Origin of the sequence: Paraburkholderia graminis C4D1M, assembly GCF_000172415.1 — a bacterium.
In the GTDB taxonomy this organism is placed as follows: Bacteria; Pseudomonadota; Gammaproteobacteria; order Burkholderiales; family Burkholderiaceae; genus Paraburkholderia; species Paraburkholderia graminis.
Genome location: NZ_ABLD01000019.1, coordinates 95,258 through 115,313 on the forward strand (window position 1 = coordinate 95,258; position 20,056 = coordinate 115,313).

The window sequence follows — 20,056 nt, forward strand, 5'->3', positions numbered from 1 at the left end:
CCGATTCAACGAAAAGCTTAAGACTGATGGGACGGCGCCGATGCACATGGGTGCGGCGACCGTCTTGTGCACAGGACGTTTGTGTCTCCGAGAAGTGTTTACAAACCGCGGTCTTCCTTCGACGGGAAGCTCGCGCGATGATCCTGGCGGCGATGGGCTCGGCCCAGTTGCATGAACAGCCATTGACGGAACGCTGCCGCAGGTTCTCTTAGAGAACGGTCGCTCGGATAAACCAGATAGTATGCAAAGTCAGCGGCGAGCTTCTCGGGAAATGGTCGTACGAGCAGCCCTGCGCTAAGGTCGTTGTCTGCCAGGGCACTGCGAGCGAGCGCCACGCCGTGTCCCGCCGCCGCGGCATGCAGTAGTAAACCTGCATCGCCATAAGTCGAGCCAGCCGCGATCGGCACATCGTCGTTCATGCCGACATGGCGGAACCAGACCGACCAAGGTATGCGTTGGTCCCGCAATAGTGTCACCTTCAGCAGGTCGCGCGGTTCCTTAAGATTGTTCTTTTCCAAAAACTGTGGGCTACACACTGGAAAGATGTCCTCGGTGTATAGAAGCTCCGCCGTGAGGCCATCCCATTTTCCAGGTCCATATCGCAAGCCAACGTCCACCCCTTCGTGCGAGAAGTCTGCAAGCAGAGCGGAAGCCCGTATATTGACTTCGATATCCGGATTGCTTTGATGCAAACTCGCGAGCCGGGGAATGAGCCACCTGGCAGCAAAGGCAGGTAGAACACTGACCGTGACAATCCTTGAGCGTAGTTTTCGCGCTCTGACTTCTTCAATACCTTGCGCAAGGCGCGACATACCTTCCGAAACGTGTAGCGCCAGCCGTTGGCCTGCCTCGGTAGGCACCATGACATGGCCATCGCGGCGGAACAACTTCACGCCTAACGATTGTTCGAGACTCTTGATGTGATGGCTCACGGCTCCATGGCTCAAGCCAAGTTCGTCAGCGGCGCGACTGTACCCACGTTGGCGAAACGCCGCTTCGAATGCACGAAGTGCTGACAAGGGTAAATGAGGACGAGGCATATGTGAATTCAAGTAACGTTTAGCACGGATATTTATCGTTGGATGTGTGATCGCAGCCCCCCTATCATGGGCCCGGAGCGCAATACACTGAAGGGATAACTCGTGCGGAAAACAAGCGATGGAAGAAGTTACGCCGGAGGCAGAGGCACCATAGTACCGACGCGCTTTCGTTTCGTGGTCGTTGGACTGCTGTTCATGATCGCCACTGTGAACTATGTTGACCGCGGTGCGCTGTCGTTCGCGTCAGAACACATTATCGGAGCTTTCGGATTCGACAGCGCACAGTGGGGCGAAATACTAGGATTTTTCGGATACGGTTACATGTTTGGAGCTCTAATCGGTGGTGTTTTGCTGGACCGATGGGGCGCCCGGAAGGTCTGGATCGTTGCAGGAGTCGCTTGGTCGATATTTGAGGGCGGCACCGCCATTGCAGGAGAGCTCGGGTTGACCCTCTTCGGAGGCAGCGCTCTTGCCGGATTTGCAGTCATGCGGAGCATCTTCGGTTTTAGTGAGGGCCCCGCCTTCTCAAGCATTAACAAGACAATTGTGAGATGGGCGGCGCCGAGTGAACGTGCAATGCTTTCGTCTTTTGCACTCGCGAGTACACCGTTTGGCGCAATGCTTGCGGCGCCCATCACTGTCGGACTGCTTACCGCTACTGGCAACTGGCGTATGACATTCGCGATACTTGGCGCTGGCAGTCTTCTCCTGATCGCTGTATTTGCGTGGGTGTTCACGGATAGTCCAGAAGAGAGTCACCGGGTCAATGCCGCCGAACTCCAAAAGATTCGGCATGATGGACCAACAGTCTCGCCGACAGCGCCCCTCCCGGACTCGAACGAAGAAATCCCGGGCTGGCTTTCGTTTTTCTCAAGTCGCACATTGGTATGTAACGCTATTGGCTACTTTGCGTTCCTTTACGTGACGTTTCTGCTGCTTACATGGACGCCAAAGTACCTTCAGAACCAATTCCACTATAGTCTTTCATCTCTTTCGTACGTCGGCGTCATCCCATGGCTCGGATCGTGTCTTGCGGTTTTGATCGGCGGCCGACTCTCGGATTTGATATTGACAAAAACGGGTGACTTGCGGATTGCACGCAGCCAGTTCGCGGCCGCCTGCCTGTTGCTTGCTGGCGTGTGCTTTTTGCTGATACCGAAGGCGGGATCTGCAGCAGGTGTTCTCGCGCTGATGACAATCGCGAACGCACTGAACACCTTGCCAAATGCAGTGTATTGGGTGGTCGTGTTGGATACCGCCCCGCGCGCCCGCATCGGTACGTTTAGCGGTATGACGCACTTTATTGCGAACATCTCGTCTGTCGCGGCTCCTACGCTCACCGGATATCTGGTCAAGGTTAATGGCTACAACGCAATGTTTTTTGCCGCCGGATTAGTCTCGCTCGTCGGAATGATCGCGATGTTAGCCGTGGTGCCAGGTGTATTCGTCAAACGTAAGCCCGCTCATGTGCCACCTGACGCACTCCGGGCGGAAATTCCGGACAACGGCAAGAGAACCTCATGACGAAACATCAATCTAAAATCAGCGCCCCCAGAGGGGCGCACGACGACGGTAAATATCCAACGGTATTGGCGCAATCCGCTGCGATGGAAGCCGGGCAGGCAAGCAGCTCGGAGCAAGTTGAACTGTGCATTGCCCGGATCGACGATCCCATGGGCGAGGGAATTCGCACCTTCACAACGGTGTGGCGCGAGCAAGCAAGAGACGTCGCCGCCGCCCAGGACACGCTACTTCGGTCGGGCTACCGGGCCTCGCCAATCGCCGGCATACCGGTGTCTATAAAAGATCTACTAGACGTTAAAGGGGAAGTAACGAGAGCTGGTGCACTCGCGCTCGACGATATGCCGGTAGCCGCGTGCGATGCGCCTGTGGTATCTCGGCTACGGTCGTCGGGGGTGGTGCTCATTGGCCGTACCAACATGACGCCCTTTGCATTCTCGGTGGTCGGGCTCAACTCCCATTTTGGGACGCCAGGAAACCCGTGGGACCGCGATCGCATCCCGGGAGGTTCGTCGTCCGGTGCGGCGGTCTCGGTGGCTGACGGCATGGTTGCCGCCGCGATCGGCTCTGATACGGTTGGCTCTATTCGTGTGCCGGCAGCCCTTTGCGGGGTTGTCGGCTTCAAACCTACTCAACGCACGGTGCCATTGTCAGGAGCGGTTCCGTTGTCGCCGACACTTGATTCGATTGGACCGCTTGCCCGATCAGTGGCTGATTGCGCCGCGATTCATGCAGTCATTTCAGGCGAAGCCGCAGTACCTCTGGATATGGTTGGCGTCCGCGGATTGACCTTCGGCGTGCCTCGCGAAATAGTGCTTGACGACTTGGACATCGAAGTTGGGCGCGCGTTTGAGCGCGCCTGTGCGCGAATCTCCGAAGCTGGGGCGCGGATAGAACAAGTCTCTTTCAAAGCACTTCGCGAAGTCGATGCGCTTAATGGCAATCGCGTGATCCAATTAGCAGAAGCATACGCATGGCATCGGGAATTGCTCGAGCGGCGTGGCGCCGACTACGATCCCCACATTAGCGCCCGGGTGAGAAGTGGAGCACAGATACTGGCTGCCGACTACCTGTCGATGCTTTCACATCGCCGCCGCCTCATGCGAGAGTTCGACGCCGCTACGTCAGGGTTCGACGCGTTGTTACTTCCGACGACCTCAATGATCGCTCCGACGTTCGACGAATGTATGGCTGCCGAAGATGCTGTCCGGACGAAACTGCTACGGAATACCGGCCCGTTCAATTTTCTCGACTGCTGTTCTATTTCGCTGCCTGTGCACCGCCCAGGCGAAGCTCCGGTCGGTCTGATGGTTGCTGGACACAGGGACGGCGACTGGCAGCTGCTGAAAGTAGCCAACGCGATCGAATCAATCATTGCGGGCGCTTGACGATGAAGTAAATTTCTAGATAAGCGAGCACTTCGGGGCGATCGGGATGCTCGCGACTGCACGCTTTCGTTTTCCCTTTCTCTCCAACCTAACTTATAGGAAGTAGGCAGATGCCATATTTGCAGCTCGATGTAAACGGTCAGTACCCGTCAGAGGCGAAGGCCCGGCTTGCGCAGCTTCTTTGCGAAACGTATGCAAGCATGATGAGCGTCGACATCCGCCGCATTAGTGTCGCGGTGAGGGAGTGCGGAGACGGTGGTGTTTGGCGAATGATCGATGGTCGCCCACAACCTGTCGCAGTTCTAATGTGCGACATCCGAAGGGGCCGCTCCGCTGAGTTGCGGCTCGAAGTCGCGAAATCGCTCTGTCGGCACTGTATCGAAATCCTCGGGCTTCACGAGGACCGTCTAAACGTCGAGTTTACTCAGCATGCCGGCGATGAAATGTACCACCCGACGCTAGGTGGGTACAGCCCGGAGTGGTCTGAAGACGAGAGGTCGGGGGCGTGATCGTTTTTATGTAGGCAGTTCTGAACGTTTCACGCCTGGGAAACCAACTGCGCCGACGCCTAACGGATGCCTATTGTCGATGAAGCATCCGATGGCAGTCCGCTGTGCTCGGCTAGCGTAATAGCGAGGACCAGCAGGGCCGTCTCATCCGTCTCCATGCTCTCCGCGTGTCCTCGAAGCAGTTCATGCAACGCCGACAGTAGCCCGCTGATTGACGAGCTGCTCTCCGACGTCAGCGGCCAAGCGCGCAATAGATAAGCAAGCTGGACAATCCTTCGGCGTTCGCAGAAGACATCAAAGAGGCGGGTACAGGCATCGTCGAAATGCAAATTTTGGATTTGCGAACTCGCCGGACCTGAGGTCGAATTGGCAGGCGGATTGGCGAAATTTCTGGGGCGGCTTCTAAAGGTCCAACGCCCTATTGACGCGCACCTTCTGATTATCGTCGACATAGTCACGATCCAATAAATTTGATGTCGTCTTTGAATTACCGATATGTTGCGTGAACCGCGTACACCCGTTCCGAGATAGCAGCCGAGAACGTCATCACGGTCACAACACGCAGTGTGCGTTCGCTGCGCTATCTGAAGCAGACCTTTCCGAGAGCCAAAGAAGCATCCACCTCGGTGCTCGCCACGGAGCATAGTTGTGGAGCTACCTGGACTTAGAAGCTAATGTTGCCTGCGCCTTGTAGCGAAAGCATCGTTCTGGCTTCCTCCGGCGTCGCCACCTCGAGCGAGAATTCGCAGAGAAATCGCCGGATCTCTCGGACTTGGTCTGCATTGTTTCTTGCCAAGCGTCCTCTCTATATACAGGCTGTCTTCCAGCCCGACATGGACGCTTCCGCCCATAAGGGCCGGTTGAGTCGCGACACGCATTTGGTGCCGCCCTGCGGCGAGTACCGAACAGATATGCTCGTCGTCAAATAGGCGCTCGGCCGTGCGGCGCATGAAGAGTCGGAAGCGCGCTGGGGTATATTTGCTAGGTGACGCGAATTGCTTTGATAGCAATATTGCGTGTATATACGCGTATTGTCAACGGTGTTAGCTACGGATCAACGTGGACGTCGTTGAGCGAAGGCGATAACGGATCGACATGAAATGTGTAGTTGCCCCTGCAATTCAGGACACGCGGACACCATTAGGTTGATGAGGCCGCAGCCCGTCTAAACTCGCGAGGCGAGCGGTATTTCAGAGCTTTGTGCGGGTGGCGCTCGTTATACTGCTCGAAGGCAGCGGCCAGATGCGCGAGCGCCGTGGGCACATCAGGCTTGTCCATGAAGGCGACGTAATCGTGCTTCATCGTTTTCACGAACCGCTCGGCCATGCCATTACTCTGCGGCGAACGAACCGGGGTCGTCAATGGCTTTAGACCCAACTCGCGAGCGAAGCTACGCGTGCGATGGTCGATATAGGCAGAACCGTTGTCCGAGAGCCATTCAATGGTTGAGCTTGCCTGCGCCGTGCCGAAGCGTTGCTCGACAGCTGCGAGCATCACATCACGCACGACGTCGCCGCTATGGCCGCCAGTCGTCGCTGCCCAACTGATGGCCTCTCGGTCATGGCAGTCCAGTGCAAATGTCACGCGCAACGGCGAGCCATCGTCACAACGGAACTCAAAGCCGTCTGAGCACCAGCGGACATCGCTTTGCTCAACCGAAATTCGTCCATCATGGCGGCGGGTGTCACGTCGTTGACCGGGACGTCGCAGCAGCAACTGGTGGTCGCGCATGACACGATAGACCCGCTTGACGTTCACGCACGGCGCGCCAGCCATTTCCTGGCTACGTCGCAGTAGCGCCCAGATTCTGCGGTACCCATATGTGGGCAAGACGGCCACATGCTCGTGGATTGCAGCAACCAAGTCCGTGTCGTCGATATACCGAGCGCGACGGCCATCCTTCCAGTCCGAAGGGCGGGCTTTCCCTAACTGCCAAAGCAGAGCGCGCCACGCCGAGAACATCGCAGACCGTTTTCATTGGTCGTCCCCGGGCAGTAAGGGCGAGCGCGCAATCCAGTTTTTTGAGCGGCCATATTCGACTGCTTCCTTCAGTATCTCTGCCTCTTGCGTCTTCTTGCCAAGCAGACGCTGCAGTTCTCTGATTTCCTTCATTGCTGCGGCCAATTGCGAAGCCGGTACCACGGCTTCCCCAGCTTTCACCGCTGCCAGGCTCCCGTCCTGATATTGCTTGCGCCACGCAAATACCTGATTTGGGTTCACCCCGTGTCGCCGGGCAACCGCTGAGACCGTTGCGCCCGGTTCCATGGTCTCGTGGACGATGGAGACCCTCTCCTGCACCGAGCGCCGCCGACGACGCTCTGGTTCGCTCAAAACTTCAATGCTTTCCACTATTTGCCTAGGCTTAAAACTAGTCACAAGACTCCCTCTTATTTTAAGAGGTGCCGCGTGTCCTGTGAATCAAGGGGCTACTCCAAAATGTTCAGACGCAACAAGGTAGAACGTACCCGATGTGGGTTCAGAAAAATGTAACGTCGCCGTCATTGCCATGCAATTCGCTCCCCGTAATCCGGTGGACATCGTGCTGTGGAAGGTGCTGCTGAGTTCGTGCTGCGCGCCTAGGCCGAAAGCGCACGGACAACGGTAGTCAGAAGAAACTCAAGGCGATTTTCGCCCGGGACGGAGGTGTTCATAGTCGACGGGGAGGCTTCAAGCCTGAAGTAAATTTCGTCGGTGTTTTTCGTACTGTGGACCAATCGACCAGTTGCCGATCTCGGTTATCACTTCCGTTCCAGGGATTGCGGTCGGTGGTGGGCAGTTGGAAATTGCCTTCGCTTCCGATCTCATCGTTGCGGCTGCATCTTCAAGAGCTTTATCGGAGCGGCGACGCCCGGCGCTCACCTGCTTACCGCGGGCGTTCGGAACCTAATTGATCGCGTAGAAGTTGCTCGGCCAGGAGCCCGAGTTGTTGAGGCGTCGGCGCGACGCCTCAACGCTCGGACGATGTATGACATCAACCGCGTCGTTTAAGACAGCAAGCTATAAATTCCGACTATGTTGCCTGCCTATGAGATCGCGGCCAGCTCAAAGTTCGATGTGGGCGCGAGCCATCCCGGTTGGGGAGGGCGCCGATCTCGCCATCCTTCAGGAGAGTACGAAAAGGAAGATCACAGTCGCATGAGGAGTAATCGATAGCCTCGCGGTCCGCCTCTCTATTGGCGCGATGCGGCGTGCTCATTTTGCTCGCGATATGCGGTTCCTTAATCCCGAGTTGTGGCGTCGAGGCGCTGGGTGCTCCGTTCACCTATGCCAAGCTTGCGTTTGCGGATCTGCGCCATATCAAGGACTTCGGTCCGTCGGAACGGACCAGATACTGGGGCGTCATAAGGGAGGGCGACAACTACTCGAGGGGTACAGCTCGCTTACCGGGGCAAGCCTTGGAAATCTTCGTGAGATGCACTCGAACACCTCGGAATCCCGGCCTTCCCTGGTGAGCATATCCGACAAGTGCTGTCCGACCTTGGGTACAACCCCGAAGGGATTGACGATGCTGTTGACAAGAAGGCATGTCATCTGATTGACTCGCTCGCGGCCTTTTTGCGGAGATAACGGGGCGCCGCCTGGCGGCGAGATTGCGTAAGTGCCGGTCCTTTCGGACGCGTGCGAACTGGATGCATATGCGCGTATACTGTTCCAAGTTGCCACAACCACCCGGAGACGTTCGATGGAATTGCTTCAATGTAACTGTTCGTTTCTGCGCAGTGCAACGCGTGCGCTGACGCAGGCATATGACGAGGTGCTCAGGCCCAGCGGCTTGCGTATGACGCAATTCTCCATGCTCGCGCGAGCGTCAGCGGTGGGGGAGATTTCGCTAAGCGAGCTGGCCGACCTGATGGCGATGGACCGAACCACTCTTGGAAGAAACCTGCGGCCACTCGAGCGCGAGGGCCTCGTGCAAGTTGACATCGGGGAGGACAGGCGTGAAAGGCTGGTCACCGTGACGCCTGCCGGTGCGAAGGCCCTGGCTAGCGCCCTGCCGTTGTGGGAGCAAGTGCACCAACGTTTTGAGCGAAAGGTGGGTAAACGTGAAGCCAAAGAGTTGCGATTTGCTCTGAAACGGCTTGTAAGTGTGGGTCGAGAGTTGTCTGCGGAAAACGCATGCCATCCTCAATGAGCGTTGCAACGGCGCGAGCCGCGACAATGAGGGCCGTACCGGATGGTAGTACCGACGCAGAAAGCGGTTATCCAGATGACTCGGCAATCGAAGCGATCCTTCCCTGAGGGACTTTCGAATCAGCGGTTGCTTGGTCCCGCATCGGCCGTCGTTATGGGATTCACGATCTCTCGCACCGCTGTTGCGCGCCGGCACGGTGCCTGCCCGGGGTCGATGGAGCGGCCAAGACGGCGTGGCGAACCTTGCATCACCGTTTTCGCAGGCGCTCTCCGCGCACTTCTGACCGGGCCGACGCCTTTATTGCAACCGCAACGGACCATAAAATCAAAGCGCCGCTCACGTTGCGACGTCCCGTGAATCCCACGCGTCCCCCTTCGTCCGGGTGTTACGTAAGAGGCTCCTCGCATCTTACATATAGGTAACAGAACGTATTGACGGCAAGCACACTTGCGGTGATCTTCGTGGCGTGCGTGATCGAGGATTGCGTTGAAGTAGGCGCGCCTTGAGACAAACCGTGGGGAGACCAAAAATGCATGCACTGCGAGCGCTCAGAGAATCCGGGGCACACAGCCCAGACGATATAAGGGCAATACTTGCCGCAAATGTAGTCTTCAATTCCCCGGTGCTGACCCGGCCATTAGTGGGCGCAGAAATAGTCTCGGCCGTACTGGCAGCGTCGGCGCTCGCCCGGGGCATTGGCGGACAGTATGTATCGGAATACCGCATTGACGCAGCCACGACGGTTCTGAGATGGCGAGGTTCCGTACAGGGTCACTTGCTTGAAAGCATTGAGATATTAGTTGACGACGCCGCAGGCCTGCTAGTGGAGCGGACAATCGCTTACCGTCCGCTGCCCGCTGTCGAGATTTTCCGTGACCTGCTCTATCCTCTTATCAAAGACATAGTGCCGGCGGACTTGTGGGCTTATTGACAGATCCATGTGCTCTGCGCCTTCATTACGGCACCAGTTTGCTACGGTGCGGCCGCTGCAGTAACGCGAAATTGCAGGGCATTAGCGGCCTGGCGGCTGGGCAGCGGCGCCTTCCGTAGCCGGCGGATTACCGTGCGGCGTGATTGCTTAGGCCATGCCTTAGAGCTTGCGTTGCAACGTCCCAAGGCCGACCGCAAGGCTCGCGCGCACAGATAGCGATGCGCGGCCATACGACTGCTAGCCAGCAATGTGGTGGATCATGAGCCGGCCTTCATCGGGCTGTGTCAAAAAGTATTGCCGGGCCAAGAGTTCAACGGCGGGACGCAAGAAATGCCCTAACGCGTCAGTTATCAGGCATGCGCGCGACCTGATGCGCAGACGCGACCGTCGTAGCGCGATCCCTTATTGCGCGTACCGGCTGCAGTCGTTGCAAAACTCTTCACGGGTAGCCAACCATGGTTTGCCCGCATCGCAATGGAATGTCTCACGCTGGAAACTGGCCCCGGTGTGGGCGAATTAACGATATAATGCGTGCATATACACGTATCACTGGTGCGCAATCTGTATGTCGTCCGCAGCTTAAGCGCGGAGAGGGCAAGCATGGTGTGAGCGTTATATGCAGCAGATGCGGCGCTATCCCTTGATGAGAACGCCCGGAAAGCTGCATTTCCAAGAACAGATCTGAGCTGGCTCGCCGACCATGGAACGGGGCCGGCGACGGGTTTCGATGACCGATTGGTATTAGCCGAGCGGCTGCCGAAGCCGCATTAGCTCAACAGTGATCGAAGACCCATCCTTAGATCGAGGTCACGATGGGTTCAACTCGAGGTTTTCCAAGATGGCGTTTATCAAGAACATGAAGATTGGGCGGCGCCTCGGTGTCGGCTTTGCACTTGTACTGCTGCTAATGACGGCTGTCGGTTGCATTGGCTTGGTGCAATCGTCCCGGATCTTCGCCGGGACACGCGCCATCTCGGAAGACTGGCTGCCTAGTGTAGAGGCGTTGAGCGAGATCCGGCGCAGCGCCGATGACGTGCGTCGCATTTCGCTGCGCGAACTGCTTCCGGCAGACGAAAAAGGGATTAGCGAGTTGCACGCACGTCGCGCGGCAGGCGTGATCGGATTTGCGGCTGCGATGCAGAACTATAAAAGGTATCTATCCTCTGACGACGAAAGAAGGCTTTACGAAGGGATCGAATCGTCCTGGGCACGTTATCTTGAGACGAGCGACCAGATTGAACGGTTGATGGGGTCAGCAGACGCCAATTTGTCCAGCGCCCGTCAGCTTGCGGCCAGCGAAGGAGTTTCGCGCTTTGCGACTACTCTGTCGTTCATAGACGCGGACAGTAAGCTTAATCATGAGGGCTCTGTGCGGGAAGTTGAGGCTGCAAATGCGGCGTTCGTTAGCGCGCGCGTATGGACACTCGTCCTCATGATTGCTGCGTTGATCGGGGGTGTCTCGATCGCCTTCCTCATCACCCGGTCTATTACTATTCCACTACAACAGTCCGTGCAATTAGCCGAACGCGTCGCAAAAGGCGACCTGACATCAACGATACAAGCGGAAGGTGAAGATGAGATCAGCCTACTGCTCGGGTCGCTTGGGCGCATGAACGAAGGTCTTCGCGAGACGGTAGCGCGGGTGTTTGCTGGCAGCGGGAGCATTGCAATCAGTTCTGCGGAGATCGCGACGGGGAATGCTGACCTGAGCCAGCGTACGGAAGAGCAGGCGGCCTCCTTGCAACAAACCGCTGCCAGTATGGAACAGCTAGCGGCGACGGTGCGGCGAAATGCAGACGACGCAGGAAAAGGCGATTTGCTCGCTTCGCAGGCTTGCCAAACCGCGAGCCGCGGCGAGGCGATCGTAGGCCGGGTCGTCGAGACCATGAGCGACATATCGACCAGTTCCGGGAAAGTGACGCAGATAATTTCGGTGATCGAAGGCATCGCCTTCCAGACAAACATTCTGGCGCTCAACGCCGCAGTCGAGGCCGCGCGCGCTGGCGAGCAGGGAAGAGGATTTGCTGTAGTGGCCAGCGAGGTGCGTACGCTAGCGCAACGAAGCGCTTCGGCTGCCAAGGAGGTCAAGGACCTGATAACTCAGGCCGTCGCAACGGTCAGCGATGGCAGCGCCTTGGTCGAAGATACTGGACTCACAATGCGTGAGATTCTGGAATCAGTAGAACGGGTTGCCGAATTAATGAAAAAGATTAGCGCCGCATCCGAGGAACAGCATTCGGGAATTGCACAGGCGACCGTTGCCATCTCGCAAATGGACGAGGTGACGCAGCGCAATGCGGCGTTGGTGGAACAGGTTTCGGCGGCGGCTCAATCAATGGCGGCTCAGTCGCGTTCTTTGCGCGAGGTGGTGTCGGTATTCAAGGTGCCCGATGTCGATAAATAGCCAGACCTATCACGCCGAGATCCGGCCATCGTGGAGCGGCCGCACAGCTTGTTGCAACGCAGTCGCGGGTCCTGCCGCGACGCGTCAGGTTCGCCGACCGAAAGCCTAGCTCTGGCGTTAGGTCGGCTAGATGCAACGCAATGGGCAGCGCGGCGAATGGTTGGCCAAAAAAATCGCCACGGGGCTGGCTTGGCGATCACGCAGACTGCTTTGCCCGGCGGCATGAAACGGACCGGTTCTGCCATTTTGGTGTAGAATAGACGCCAAATGGCAGGAGGTGGATCATGAGTTATAGCGGAAGGGTGTCAGCGGACTCGCTGCTCGGGGGCCGCACTGTGTTCCCGCGTGCTCCCCGATCGGGTCTGGAGTGGGTGGACGTGGTCCGCCATGGGATTTCGTCGCAGGCGCTCGACGCCATGCTCAGATCGATCGGCTTATCGCAAGCGGAGTTGGCGCAGGCGCTCGATATTCCCGAGCGGACCTTGGCACGCCGCAAGCGCGAAGGCGTCTTGAGTCGTGAGGAGTCAGCGAAACTGCTGCGGCTTGCGCGCGTGGTTGCGCGGGCTGCAGAGGTTTTTGACGGTCTCGACCCAGCGCTCGCGTGGCTGAAGACCGCAACCTCCGCGCTGGACGGTGCGACGCCGCTTAGCCTCGTGGATACCGACATTGGCGCCGACAGTGTGATGGACACGCTCGGACGCATCGAGCATGGCGTGTTTGCGTGATGCTCACGGTATGGCGGGTAGTCACTGAGCGATATGCAAGCACCGCATTTTCCGGAGAAGGCGCGAGGCTGTACGGTGGCCGGTGGAATCCTAAGGGCGTCGCTATGGTATATACAGCTCAAACGCAGTCGCTGGCGCTCCTCGAGATGCTGGTTCAAGACTCACCGTTGCGCGCCCGCTATGTGATGATTCCGGCCAGGTTCCCACAAAGACTCGTGGAACGTATTGATCCCGCCAGCCTGCCCGCCGACTGGCGGGAGATATCAGCGAGGGGCGAACTGCAGCAGATCGGGAACACATGGTCGCAGATGCGTACTAGTGCCGTGCTGGCGGTTCCCAGTGCAGTCGTCCCGGCTGAAACCAACTATCTGCTCAACCCTAACCATGCCGATTTCGTTGATGTCGAAATTGGAGCGCGAGAAGAATGGCTGACCGATACGCGGCTGTTGCGACACACTCAGGCGCGGGACTAGGCGAGAAGGTGGTCAGCGTACAATCTAGCGGTGTCCGTCCTTCCGAGTTGACATAGATTGTGTTGGTCACTAGGCGTAAGCCCGATGCGCCGTTGCGGTTACGCGTTAGCGCCAATCAATACGACATGCAACGATGAGGCGAGCGGCTATGCCGCGTAACGCGCCTTCAAGCTCGATCGATGCTGGCGGTGAATCAGTAGCGGGAATGGATAGCGTCACATGTATTTGGTCAGATACCCGTAGGTCCCTGGGCAGCTTTCGTCGCGCTGGGATATCTGCCAGACCAACCGAGAGGAAACATGACGCGCGTCCGTCGCCTTCAAGTTCGTAATTTCCGCTCGATACAGACGCTCGATTGGACACCGTCCAACGGCGTAAGGCGAGTTGTGGTTTGCTCCTCGACGCCTTTGCTAACGCCCGCCATGGGTCGCTAGTGAACGCTCATTCAACAACTTAGCTCACCCTCTCAAGGGTGGCGCTCGGGCCCTCGGCGGGCCGCTCCGCGCTCTAAATCGGACGTGCGCTGCAGCCATCCATCACATCGTCTTCTCAAACGACGTCGGGTCGAAGTGAATCGTAGCGCTGACCGCCAATATCATTGAATGGCCAAGAAAGCACGCGCTTCGGTCATGGAATCGCAATCTGGACGCCGCTTCATTGGACGTGATACGAAAATGCCGCGATTGATTGCCGTTAGTCAACAACCGTTGAGGATTCGCCTTGTAAGGACATAGGTTGGGGAGCGGTTTCCCAGACATCGACAAGTAAGTAAGTGAGCATTGCGCAGACTGCAGCAACAGCGGCTGCAGCGAACAACACCGACGAAAAGCCAAGCTCAAAGCTGTTGCGTGCCACATAAATCACTTGATCTGTCACAGCTGGGACGATACTTCCCTCGGTGTCCCCGGCGACAATGTGCGAGATAACCAGTTCGATGGTCTTCGCATCGAGCTGCGGGAGCCCTTCATTCGCTACGGCCCGTATGAAATGACGTCTTGTCTCGCTCGCCAAGATCGCGCCAAGGAATGTGATACCGAGTAAGAGTCCAACGAAGCGCAACGTGGCACCAATTCCCGATGCCATTCCACTGCGTTCGGGCGGGATCACTGTCATAGAAACCTTCGTTGTTTCACCGTTGAGCAGTCCTGCCCCGCAACCAGTGATCAACATTCCCATCCAGAGCAACTTCAGCGAACCACCAAAATGTACCACCAGCGCAGTACTGAGGTTGCCGCAAGCAACAATGCATAAGCCGATCGTGAGAATGGCCCGCCCTGACATGCTGCGAGCGAGACTCGCCCCGACACGGGGAAGAAGAAATAAGGGGAGCGCGAAAGGCATCATGGTAACTCCAGCCAAAGCCGGATTGAAGCCGAAGCTATTCTGCAGGTACAAAGGCAGATACGTCATCATGACTTGGGCCGCTGACGCAAATCCAAGCATGGCAATACTGCTGCCCAAGAACGTCCGCCTGCGAAACAACGAAAAATCAACCATGGGGCGCTTTTGAACCAGTTCTGCGACCACGAAACAAAACAGCAGTGCAGTCGCGACGGACAGCTTGCCGAGAGTTAGCCTGCTGGGCCAGCCGTCAACGTTGGCGTTTATCAGCCCCCAAACCAAATAAAACAGTCCGCCTCCGAGAAACGTTATCCCCGCCAGATCCAACTTTCGCGAGTGCGGGTCGCGTGATTCGTCGACTGACGAGAATCCGACGGCGATCAGCGCGGCCCCAGCAGGAACGTTGACTAGGAACGCCCATCGCCAGCCGACGGTAGACGTGATAAAGCCGCCAATTAGAGGGCCTATCGCTACAGCTACTCCGACGAGCGTTCCCCAAAATGCGAAAGCTCGAGCCCTCTCGGCGCCGCGAAAAGTATGACCCAACACTGCCAGAGCGGCACTGAGCTGGATTGCCGATCCAACACCTTGCAGCCCACGTGAGGCATCTAGAATGGTTGAATTGGGCGCCAAGCCGCAAACAAGGGACGCAGCCGTAAAGAGCAACATGCCCGTCAGTAACAAACGGCGCCGTCCGAATCGGTCAGCGAGCGCTCCCGCAGGCATGAGGAACGCCGCAAACGGCAAAATGTATGCGCTGACGACCCACTCGATGTCTGTAAAGCTAGCGTTAAGATCTTTAGCTATCGTCGATAGCGATACCGCGACAATATTGGAATCCAGCATGATCATAAAAGATACGCCAGATGTGCAAAGCAGAACTCGAGCATTTCGCGTCGACAACCAGTGCCTCAGTCCTGCGCGGCGAGCGCTATTCAGCGGGTCTTTTTTGGCGGAATCGCCGAGAGCAGGTGATCTTTCATCCATATGAGGTGCTCCAATCCCGACTTATAGACGCCTCCGAACCGCTGCTGATGCTGATGCTGATGCTGATGAATCAGATCGACGTTCAACGATCAACGGCTCCAACCGGTCATCCATTGTTTGCGTCGCCAATGTTCGGCGTATTTGCACATACCGCTAAAGGCGACCCTTGTGCTCGATGTTCAGCGAGTCCCTGCGAGCTGGAATTCTTATGCAGGCAAGGGACCAGGGATCGACCGAGCCCTCCGTTCGCCCACCCGACAACGTTCATTGCACCGTTGATCGATGAAAACGGGAAGTCCGTCAATATGAGTTGTCGGCTGCTCCCACACCAGGACTCCGAGCGCTTCATCCTGGAGACCCCTAGCGCCCGCTCACCCAGCGGCGGAAAGGCTGGACTCCAACGGGCGCGGGAAACATGAAAGTCAACGTAAAGGAAGACCGTGCAATAGTCATTGACGGGGCTTCTGCGGCTACCGTCTTATGCCCGCGTCAGCGTCGTTTGCCCGGTCGGGTCAACGAGTCGGTGATCCTTTGCTGCTCATGAAGGGGTCAAAGAAGTTCGACCGCAAGCGCAATACCTTGGCCACCCCCAATGCACAGCGTGACGATGCCACGCTTCAAGCCATCGCGCATTAAGGAGTGAAGCAGGCGGGTCGTGAGTACAGCGCCCGTTGCGCCGATCGCGTGACCATGTGCGATCGCGCCACCATCCACGTTGACTATTTCGTCTGGCAGACCAATCTGTTTCATGACGGCTAGCGGGACAGCGGCGAAAGCCTCATTGATTTCGACTCGATCGACATCCGTCAGGCGCCATCCCGCGCGCTCAAGCAACAGCCCGACTGCGGGAGCAGGCGCGATACCAAAGATGCCCGGCTCGACCGCAGATACTGCAAATGCAACCAGCTTCGCTGCAGGCTCAAGATTGTTCTTGTCAGCGAAGGCCCGGGTAGAGACGAGCATGCCCGCCGCGCCGGAGTTCAGACCTGGCGCGTTGCCTGCCGTAATGGTGCCGTCCGGCCTGAAGGCTGGCCGCAATTTCGAGAGGGTCTCGAACGTCGAATCGGGGCGGGGCTGTTCGTCGACAGAAAACTCGACGAGTCGTTTCCCGAGGGATATCTCAAGGGGGACGATCTCATTTTTGAATTTTCCTTCTGCCTGGGCATTCGAAAAGCGGGTCTGCGAACGTTCTGCCCAACGATCCTGCGCCTCCCGGCTGATACGGTATTCCTTGACCAGATCTTCAGTGTGCCACCCGGAATGCTCGTTTGAAAACGCATCGTTCAGGCCATCGCGCAGCATGCTATCAATGATCAACGTATTCCCCATGCGGCTGCCCCATCGGCCGTCAGGGAAGAGATAGGGCGCTCTGTCCATGTTCTCCATCCCCCCGGCAATCACAGCCGCGGCTGTGCCAAGGGCCACTTCCTGAGCGGCTGTTACGATGGCCTGCGCACCAGAGCCGCATACGCGGTTGACCGTGAGGGCGGGGGAAGACACCGGAAGGCCGCCTTTAATAGATGCCTGGCGCGCCGGATTCATGCCGTTACCAGCCTGAATTACGTTGCCGAGGACGGCAGAGTCCACCTTCGAAGCGGGCAACCCGGTTCGACGAAGGACCTCCTTCACCACTGAGGCACCCAAGTCGGTGGCGGGTACGCCCTTCAGAGAGCCGTTGAACGCGCCAATCGCCGTGCGAACCGGTGCGGTCAATACAATTTCCGTGTCTTTGAACATATCATTTCTCCGTGTGCTGCATATCTGCGCTGACAGCGACGCACGCTCTTGCGTGCGTCAAACCTATTGGAGGCGTGGAACGGACTGCATCGTCGCGCCGATTTACGATGCGGTACGCTGAAGTCCGTATGCCTGAAGGTGCGAATAAGCGACGTCTAGATAAGGGGTGTCGATCGAGTGCTGCTTTGCGCGCTGGATCATATCGCCAACGATGGCGTCTGCCTCAATCTGCTGCGCCCCAATGTCAATATCGCGCATCATCGAAGCCGCCCACGCTGAGTCGGGATCAAGCAGAGAACTTTCTAAGCTGCAGACAGCGGCATCCTCAAGCGCAAATCCCGATCTGCGTGCAACTTGCTGGCATTCGCTGATCAACGCCCGAATCAGGTGCTCGCCCCTGGCCGTATGCATGATTTGGCCGATCGTCGCGCGCATCAGACAAGTCGCTGCGGCGCCTGCGCAAACCATGACCCACTTTTCCCAAAGCTGGGCTTCAATCCGTTCGGACAGCGTGCGATCCCCCGCGGTCCGAGAAAAACATTCGAAGATCTTCCGGGCCGCATCCGTCTGGACCGGATCGCGCGGCCCGATAATCAACTTGTCGAAAGGACTCAGATGAGCGATATCACCATTCGGCAACAACTTTGTGGCGATGTAGGCGATACCACCAAGCACGCGGTGACGACCGAAGTGGCGGTCGAGGGCGTCGTAAGTCGCAAGTCCGTTAAGCAAGGGAAGGATGACAGAGTTTTCTGCAACGGCGGGCGCAATGGAGGCAATAGCCGACTTGAGGTCGTAGGCCTTGCAGGTGAGAAGCACTAGGTCATACCGGGCGTCTACATCCTCTGCGAGTACAGTTTTGACGTTTGACAGGGTGTCACCGGAGACACTTTTCACGGCAATCCCGTTGGCCTGTAGGACCTCCTGGCGCTTGGGCCTGACGAGGAAGGTCACATCGGCTCCTGCCTCTAAAAGCCGAGCACCGTAATATCCACCCAGCGCGCCTGCTCCCAGCACTAGAATTCGCATCTCATCACCATCGTGAAGACATTGGCAATCGCGCGGGTTAATCGCGCGCTCGCGAGGAATAACACCCGCCATTTCACCTTCCGATGGCGGATAGAGGTGCGTCAGAAACCGTTTATTGAAGCACTGCGTTGCAAAGTTTCGCGAGGCGCTCGTCGAGTGACCGACCCTGTACGTCGATTGCAGCGCTGTGGTACTGACTCAACAGAGTCGACGGCTTATCGTACTCGATGGTCGTGCCGCCCTGAGAGTTTTCATAGACCATGATGCGCAATGGTGCATATAGACCGGCACCCATGTTCTGACTTGTCATCTCCACGGCCGTCAAAATGTTGCCGGTAAAGTACTCAGTTCCACGTTTTTGAACACCCTTAAGCGCCAACCAGTTGGTGAAGGAGCCTGTGTAATGGATCATCAGGCCGTATTTTCCCGCCGCCTTCTGGAGTTCGGTCTGAAGTTCATCTGTACGCTTCTCCTTTGCCATTTTCCGATAGCGGTCATCGAGCTTCTCGAGACTGCCCTCAATGTCCGCAATCACCGCCGGGTAAGGCTTGCTCGAAGAGACAGTCACGTGTTGCACGACCATCGACGTTTCCGAAACGTCCACGGTTGCCGCGTGGGCGGACATGCTCGCGAAGAAGGATGCAGACAGGCAAAGGGTGGCCAATCGGCGCGCGACGTTGACGGTTGACTGCATGATAAATATCTCCTTACTGATGATGGTTCGAGTACCTAATTTTTTTACGCGACAGGCGATGCTTTGCTCAGAAGCTAACGTTGTCTCCGCCCTTCAGGTGCAGCATCTCCCTCGCTTCGTCCGGCGTTGCGACTTCCAGCGAGAACTCGTTAAGCATGCGCGTTATCTTGACAACTTGATCCGCATTACTTCTCGCAAGCTGGCCTCGTTCGATATACAGGCTGTCTTCAAGCCCCACGCGGACGTTTCCTCCCATAAGAGCCGACTGTGCTGCCACCGGCATCTGATGGCGGCCCGCAGCAAGAACGGACCAGATGTAGTCAGTACCGAAAAGACGGTCCGCGGTACGTCGCATGAATACAACGTTGTCCGCCTCAGGCCCAATTCCGCCCAAGATGCCGAACACACTCTGAATAAAGAGGGGCGGTTTAACGAGTCCCTTATCGAGAAAATACGCGAGGTTATATAGATGCCCGATGTCATAGCATTCGTGTTCGAACCGAGTGCCGTGGTCGGTCATCAACTCATAGATTCTTGCGATGTCTCGGAACGTGTTGCGAAAGATGAATGCCTCGCTCGCCAGTAGGTATTCCTTCTCCCACGGAAATTTCCATTCAGAAATCTTCCCAGCGAGCGGATGCATTGAGAAGTTAATCGAGCCCATGTTCAGCGAGCACATCTCGGGATGAAACTTGAGCGCTGCCGCGAGCCGGTCTTCAACTGTCATTTCGGGACTACCGCCCGTTGTCAGGTTAATGACGGCGTTCGTACGTTCCTTAATAACTGGCAGAAACTTCGAGAAAATCTCTGGATTGCCGGTGGGGGCGCCCGTCTCCGGGTCGCGTGCGTGAAGATGAAGGATTGATGCACCTGCTTGGGCCGCGGCAATCGCCTGCTCTGCGATGTCCTCGGGCTTATACGGCAGGTAGTCGGAAAGCGTAGGGGTGTGAATCGCGCCTGTCACGGCACAAGTGACAATGACTTTACGCTGCTTTTTCATGGCGGCTCCTGATTGATTGCAACCTGACAGCGCAGGTCCTGTTGGTGTTTACACCAAGTGATGCGAATTGCTTTGATGACGCGATATTGCGTGTATATACTCGCATTGTCAACGGTGTTTACGCGAGTACAACGCATACACGGGA

13 protein-coding genes and 2 pseudogenes are annotated in these 20,056 nt (G+C 57.1%); 7 read left to right on the forward strand and 8 right to left on the reverse strand.

Features of this window, described 5'->3' with window-relative positions:
- Positions 1-98: 98 nt before the first annotated feature.
- Positions 99-1,040 (reverse strand): transcriptional regulator GcvA, encoded by a 942-nt coding sequence (gene gcvA, locus BGRAMDRAFT_RS24445; RefSeq protein ID WP_006051545.1) that lies wholly within the window; start codon positions 1,038-1,040, stop codon positions 99-101.
- Between the two features lie 195 nt (positions 1,041-1,235).
- Here gcvA and BGRAMDRAFT_RS24450 point away from each other — a divergent pair, with 195 nt between their 5' ends.
- The 3 genes from BGRAMDRAFT_RS24450 (at position 1,236) to BGRAMDRAFT_RS35580 (ending at position 4,458) form a co-directional block, all read left to right on the forward strand.
- Positions 1,236-2,564, forward strand: coding sequence for an MFS transporter (locus tag BGRAMDRAFT_RS24450; protein WP_006051546.1), 1,329 nt, complete (start codon positions 1,236-1,238; stop codon positions 2,562-2,564).
- Positions 2,561-3,949, forward strand: a complete 1,389-nt coding sequence (locus BGRAMDRAFT_RS24455) for an amidase (RefSeq protein WP_006051547.1) — start codon at positions 2,561-2,563, stop codon at positions 3,947-3,949. Before BGRAMDRAFT_RS24450 ends, BGRAMDRAFT_RS24455 begins: the two co-directional genes overlap by 4 nt.
- A gap of 110 nt (positions 3,950-4,059) precedes the next feature.
- Positions 4,060-4,458: a hypothetical protein gene (locus BGRAMDRAFT_RS35580; RefSeq protein WP_006051548.1), complete on the forward strand. Its 399-nt coding sequence runs from the start codon at positions 4,060-4,062 to the stop codon at positions 4,456-4,458.
- 664 nt (positions 4,459-5,122) lie between these two features.
- On the opposite strand, the pseudogene BGRAMDRAFT_RS36180 reads toward BGRAMDRAFT_RS35580, so the two are convergent.
- Together BGRAMDRAFT_RS36180 and BGRAMDRAFT_RS24465 are read right to left on the reverse strand one after the other, a co-directional pair.
- Positions 5,123-5,468: pseudogene (locus tag BGRAMDRAFT_RS36180) on the reverse strand (3-keto-5-aminohexanoate cleavage protein).
- A 130-nt stretch (positions 5,469-5,598) separates the two neighbouring features.
- Positions 5,599-6,798: pseudogene (locus BGRAMDRAFT_RS24465) on the reverse strand (IS3 family transposase).
- Between the two features lie 1,342 nt (positions 6,799-8,140).
- Here BGRAMDRAFT_RS24465 and BGRAMDRAFT_RS24475 point away from each other — a divergent pair.
- The 4 genes from BGRAMDRAFT_RS24475 (at position 8,141) to BGRAMDRAFT_RS24495 (ending at position 13,123) form a co-directional block, all read left to right on the forward strand.
- Positions 8,141-8,590 (forward strand): MarR family winged helix-turn-helix transcriptional regulator, encoded by a 450-nt coding sequence (locus BGRAMDRAFT_RS24475; RefSeq protein WP_006051552.1) that lies wholly within the window; start codon positions 8,141-8,143, stop codon positions 8,588-8,590.
- 1,769 nt (positions 8,591-10,359) lie between these two features.
- Positions 10,360-11,925: a methyl-accepting chemotaxis protein gene (locus tag BGRAMDRAFT_RS24485; protein ID WP_006051554.1), complete on the forward strand. Its 1,566-nt coding sequence runs from the start codon at positions 10,360-10,362 to the stop codon at positions 11,923-11,925.
- Between the two features lie 284 nt (positions 11,926-12,209).
- Positions 12,210-12,650, forward strand: a complete 441-nt coding sequence (parS, locus tag BGRAMDRAFT_RS24490) for a type II RES/Xre toxin-antitoxin system antitoxin (protein ID WP_006051555.1) — start codon at positions 12,210-12,212, stop codon at positions 12,648-12,650.
- Positions 12,650-13,123, forward strand: a complete 474-nt coding sequence (locus BGRAMDRAFT_RS24495) for an RES family NAD+ phosphorylase (protein ID WP_044021836.1) — start codon at positions 12,650-12,652, stop codon at positions 13,121-13,123. The genes parS and BGRAMDRAFT_RS24495 overlap by 1 nt, the downstream gene beginning before the upstream one ends.
- Before the next feature lie 693 nt (positions 13,124-13,816).
- Here the strand turns inward: BGRAMDRAFT_RS24495 and BGRAMDRAFT_RS24500 are convergent.
- From BGRAMDRAFT_RS24500 to kce, 5 genes are all read right to left on the reverse strand, one after another.
- Positions 13,817-15,451 carry an MFS transporter gene (locus BGRAMDRAFT_RS24500; protein WP_006051557.1) on the reverse strand — a complete coding sequence of 545 codons (1,635 nt, stop codon included), beginning with the start codon at positions 15,449-15,451 and terminating at the stop codon, positions 13,817-13,819.
- Positions 15,452-16,000: 549 nt separating this feature from the next.
- Positions 16,001-17,188, reverse strand: a complete 1,188-nt coding sequence (locus BGRAMDRAFT_RS24505) for a thiolase family protein (RefSeq protein WP_006051559.1) — start codon at positions 17,186-17,188, stop codon at positions 16,001-16,003.
- 102 nt (positions 17,189-17,290) lie between these two features.
- A complete protein-coding gene (locus BGRAMDRAFT_RS24510) occupies positions 17,291-18,289 on the reverse strand; it encodes a ketopantoate reductase family protein (RefSeq protein WP_232292357.1) in 999 nt (332 codons plus the stop codon).
- A 40-nt stretch (positions 18,290-18,329) separates the two neighbouring features.
- Positions 18,330-18,911 carry a DUF302 domain-containing protein gene (locus tag BGRAMDRAFT_RS24515; RefSeq protein ID WP_006051561.1) on the reverse strand — a complete coding sequence of 194 codons (582 nt, stop codon included), beginning with the start codon at positions 18,909-18,911 and terminating at the stop codon, positions 18,330-18,332.
- Positions 18,912-18,978: 67 nt separating this feature from the next.
- Positions 18,979-19,911 carry a 3,5-dioxohexanoate:acetyl-CoA acetone transferase gene (gene kce, locus BGRAMDRAFT_RS24520; RefSeq protein WP_006051562.1) on the reverse strand — a complete coding sequence of 311 codons (933 nt, stop codon included), beginning with the start codon at positions 19,909-19,911 and terminating at the stop codon, positions 18,979-18,981.
- Positions 19,912-20,056: the final 145 nt, after the last annotated feature.

Excerpts from the sequence above, each read along its gene's own strand:
- kce (WP_006051562.1), bottom strand. The coding sequence starts at position 19,911 with ATGAAAAAGCAGCGTAAAGTCATTGTCACTTGTGCCGTGACAGGCGCG.
- BGRAMDRAFT_RS24500 (WP_006051557.1), bottom strand. The coding sequence starts at position 15,451 with ATGGATGAAAGATCACCTGCTCTCGGCGATTCCGCCAAAAAAGACCCG.
- BGRAMDRAFT_RS24505 (WP_006051559.1), bottom strand. The coding sequence starts at position 17,188 with ATGTTCAAAGACACGGAAATTGTATTGACCGCACCGGTTCGCACGGCG.
- BGRAMDRAFT_RS24485 (WP_006051554.1), top strand. The coding sequence starts at position 10,360 with ATGGCGTTTATCAAGAACATGAAGATTGGGCGGCGCCTCGGTGTCGGC.
- BGRAMDRAFT_RS24450 (WP_006051546.1), top strand. The coding sequence starts at position 1,236 with ATGATCGCCACTGTGAACTATGTTGACCGCGGTGCGCTGTCGTTCGCG.
- BGRAMDRAFT_RS24495 (WP_044021836.1), top strand. The coding sequence starts at position 12,650 with ATGCTCACGGTATGGCGGGTAGTCACTGAGCGATATGCAAGCACCGCA.
- BGRAMDRAFT_RS24475 (WP_006051552.1), top strand. The coding sequence starts at position 8,141 with ATGGAATTGCTTCAATGTAACTGTTCGTTTCTGCGCAGTGCAACGCGT.
- BGRAMDRAFT_RS24510 (WP_232292357.1), bottom strand. The coding sequence starts at position 18,289 with ATGGCGGGTGTTATTCCTCGCGAGCGCGCGATTAACCCGCGCGATTGC.
- BGRAMDRAFT_RS35580 (WP_006051548.1), top strand. The coding sequence starts at position 4,060 with ATGCCATATTTGCAGCTCGATGTAAACGGTCAGTACCCGTCAGAGGCG.
- gcvA (WP_006051545.1), bottom strand. The coding sequence starts at position 1,040 with ATGCCTCGTCCTCATTTACCCTTGTCAGCACTTCGTGCATTCGAAGCG.
- BGRAMDRAFT_RS24455 (WP_006051547.1), top strand. The coding sequence starts at position 2,561 with ATGACGAAACATCAATCTAAAATCAGCGCCCCCAGAGGGGCGCACGAC.
- parS (WP_006051555.1), top strand. The coding sequence starts at position 12,210 with ATGAGTTATAGCGGAAGGGTGTCAGCGGACTCGCTGCTCGGGGGCCGC.
- BGRAMDRAFT_RS24515 (WP_006051561.1), bottom strand. The coding sequence starts at position 18,911 with ATGCAGTCAACCGTCAACGTCGCGCGCCGATTGGCCACCCTTTGCCTG.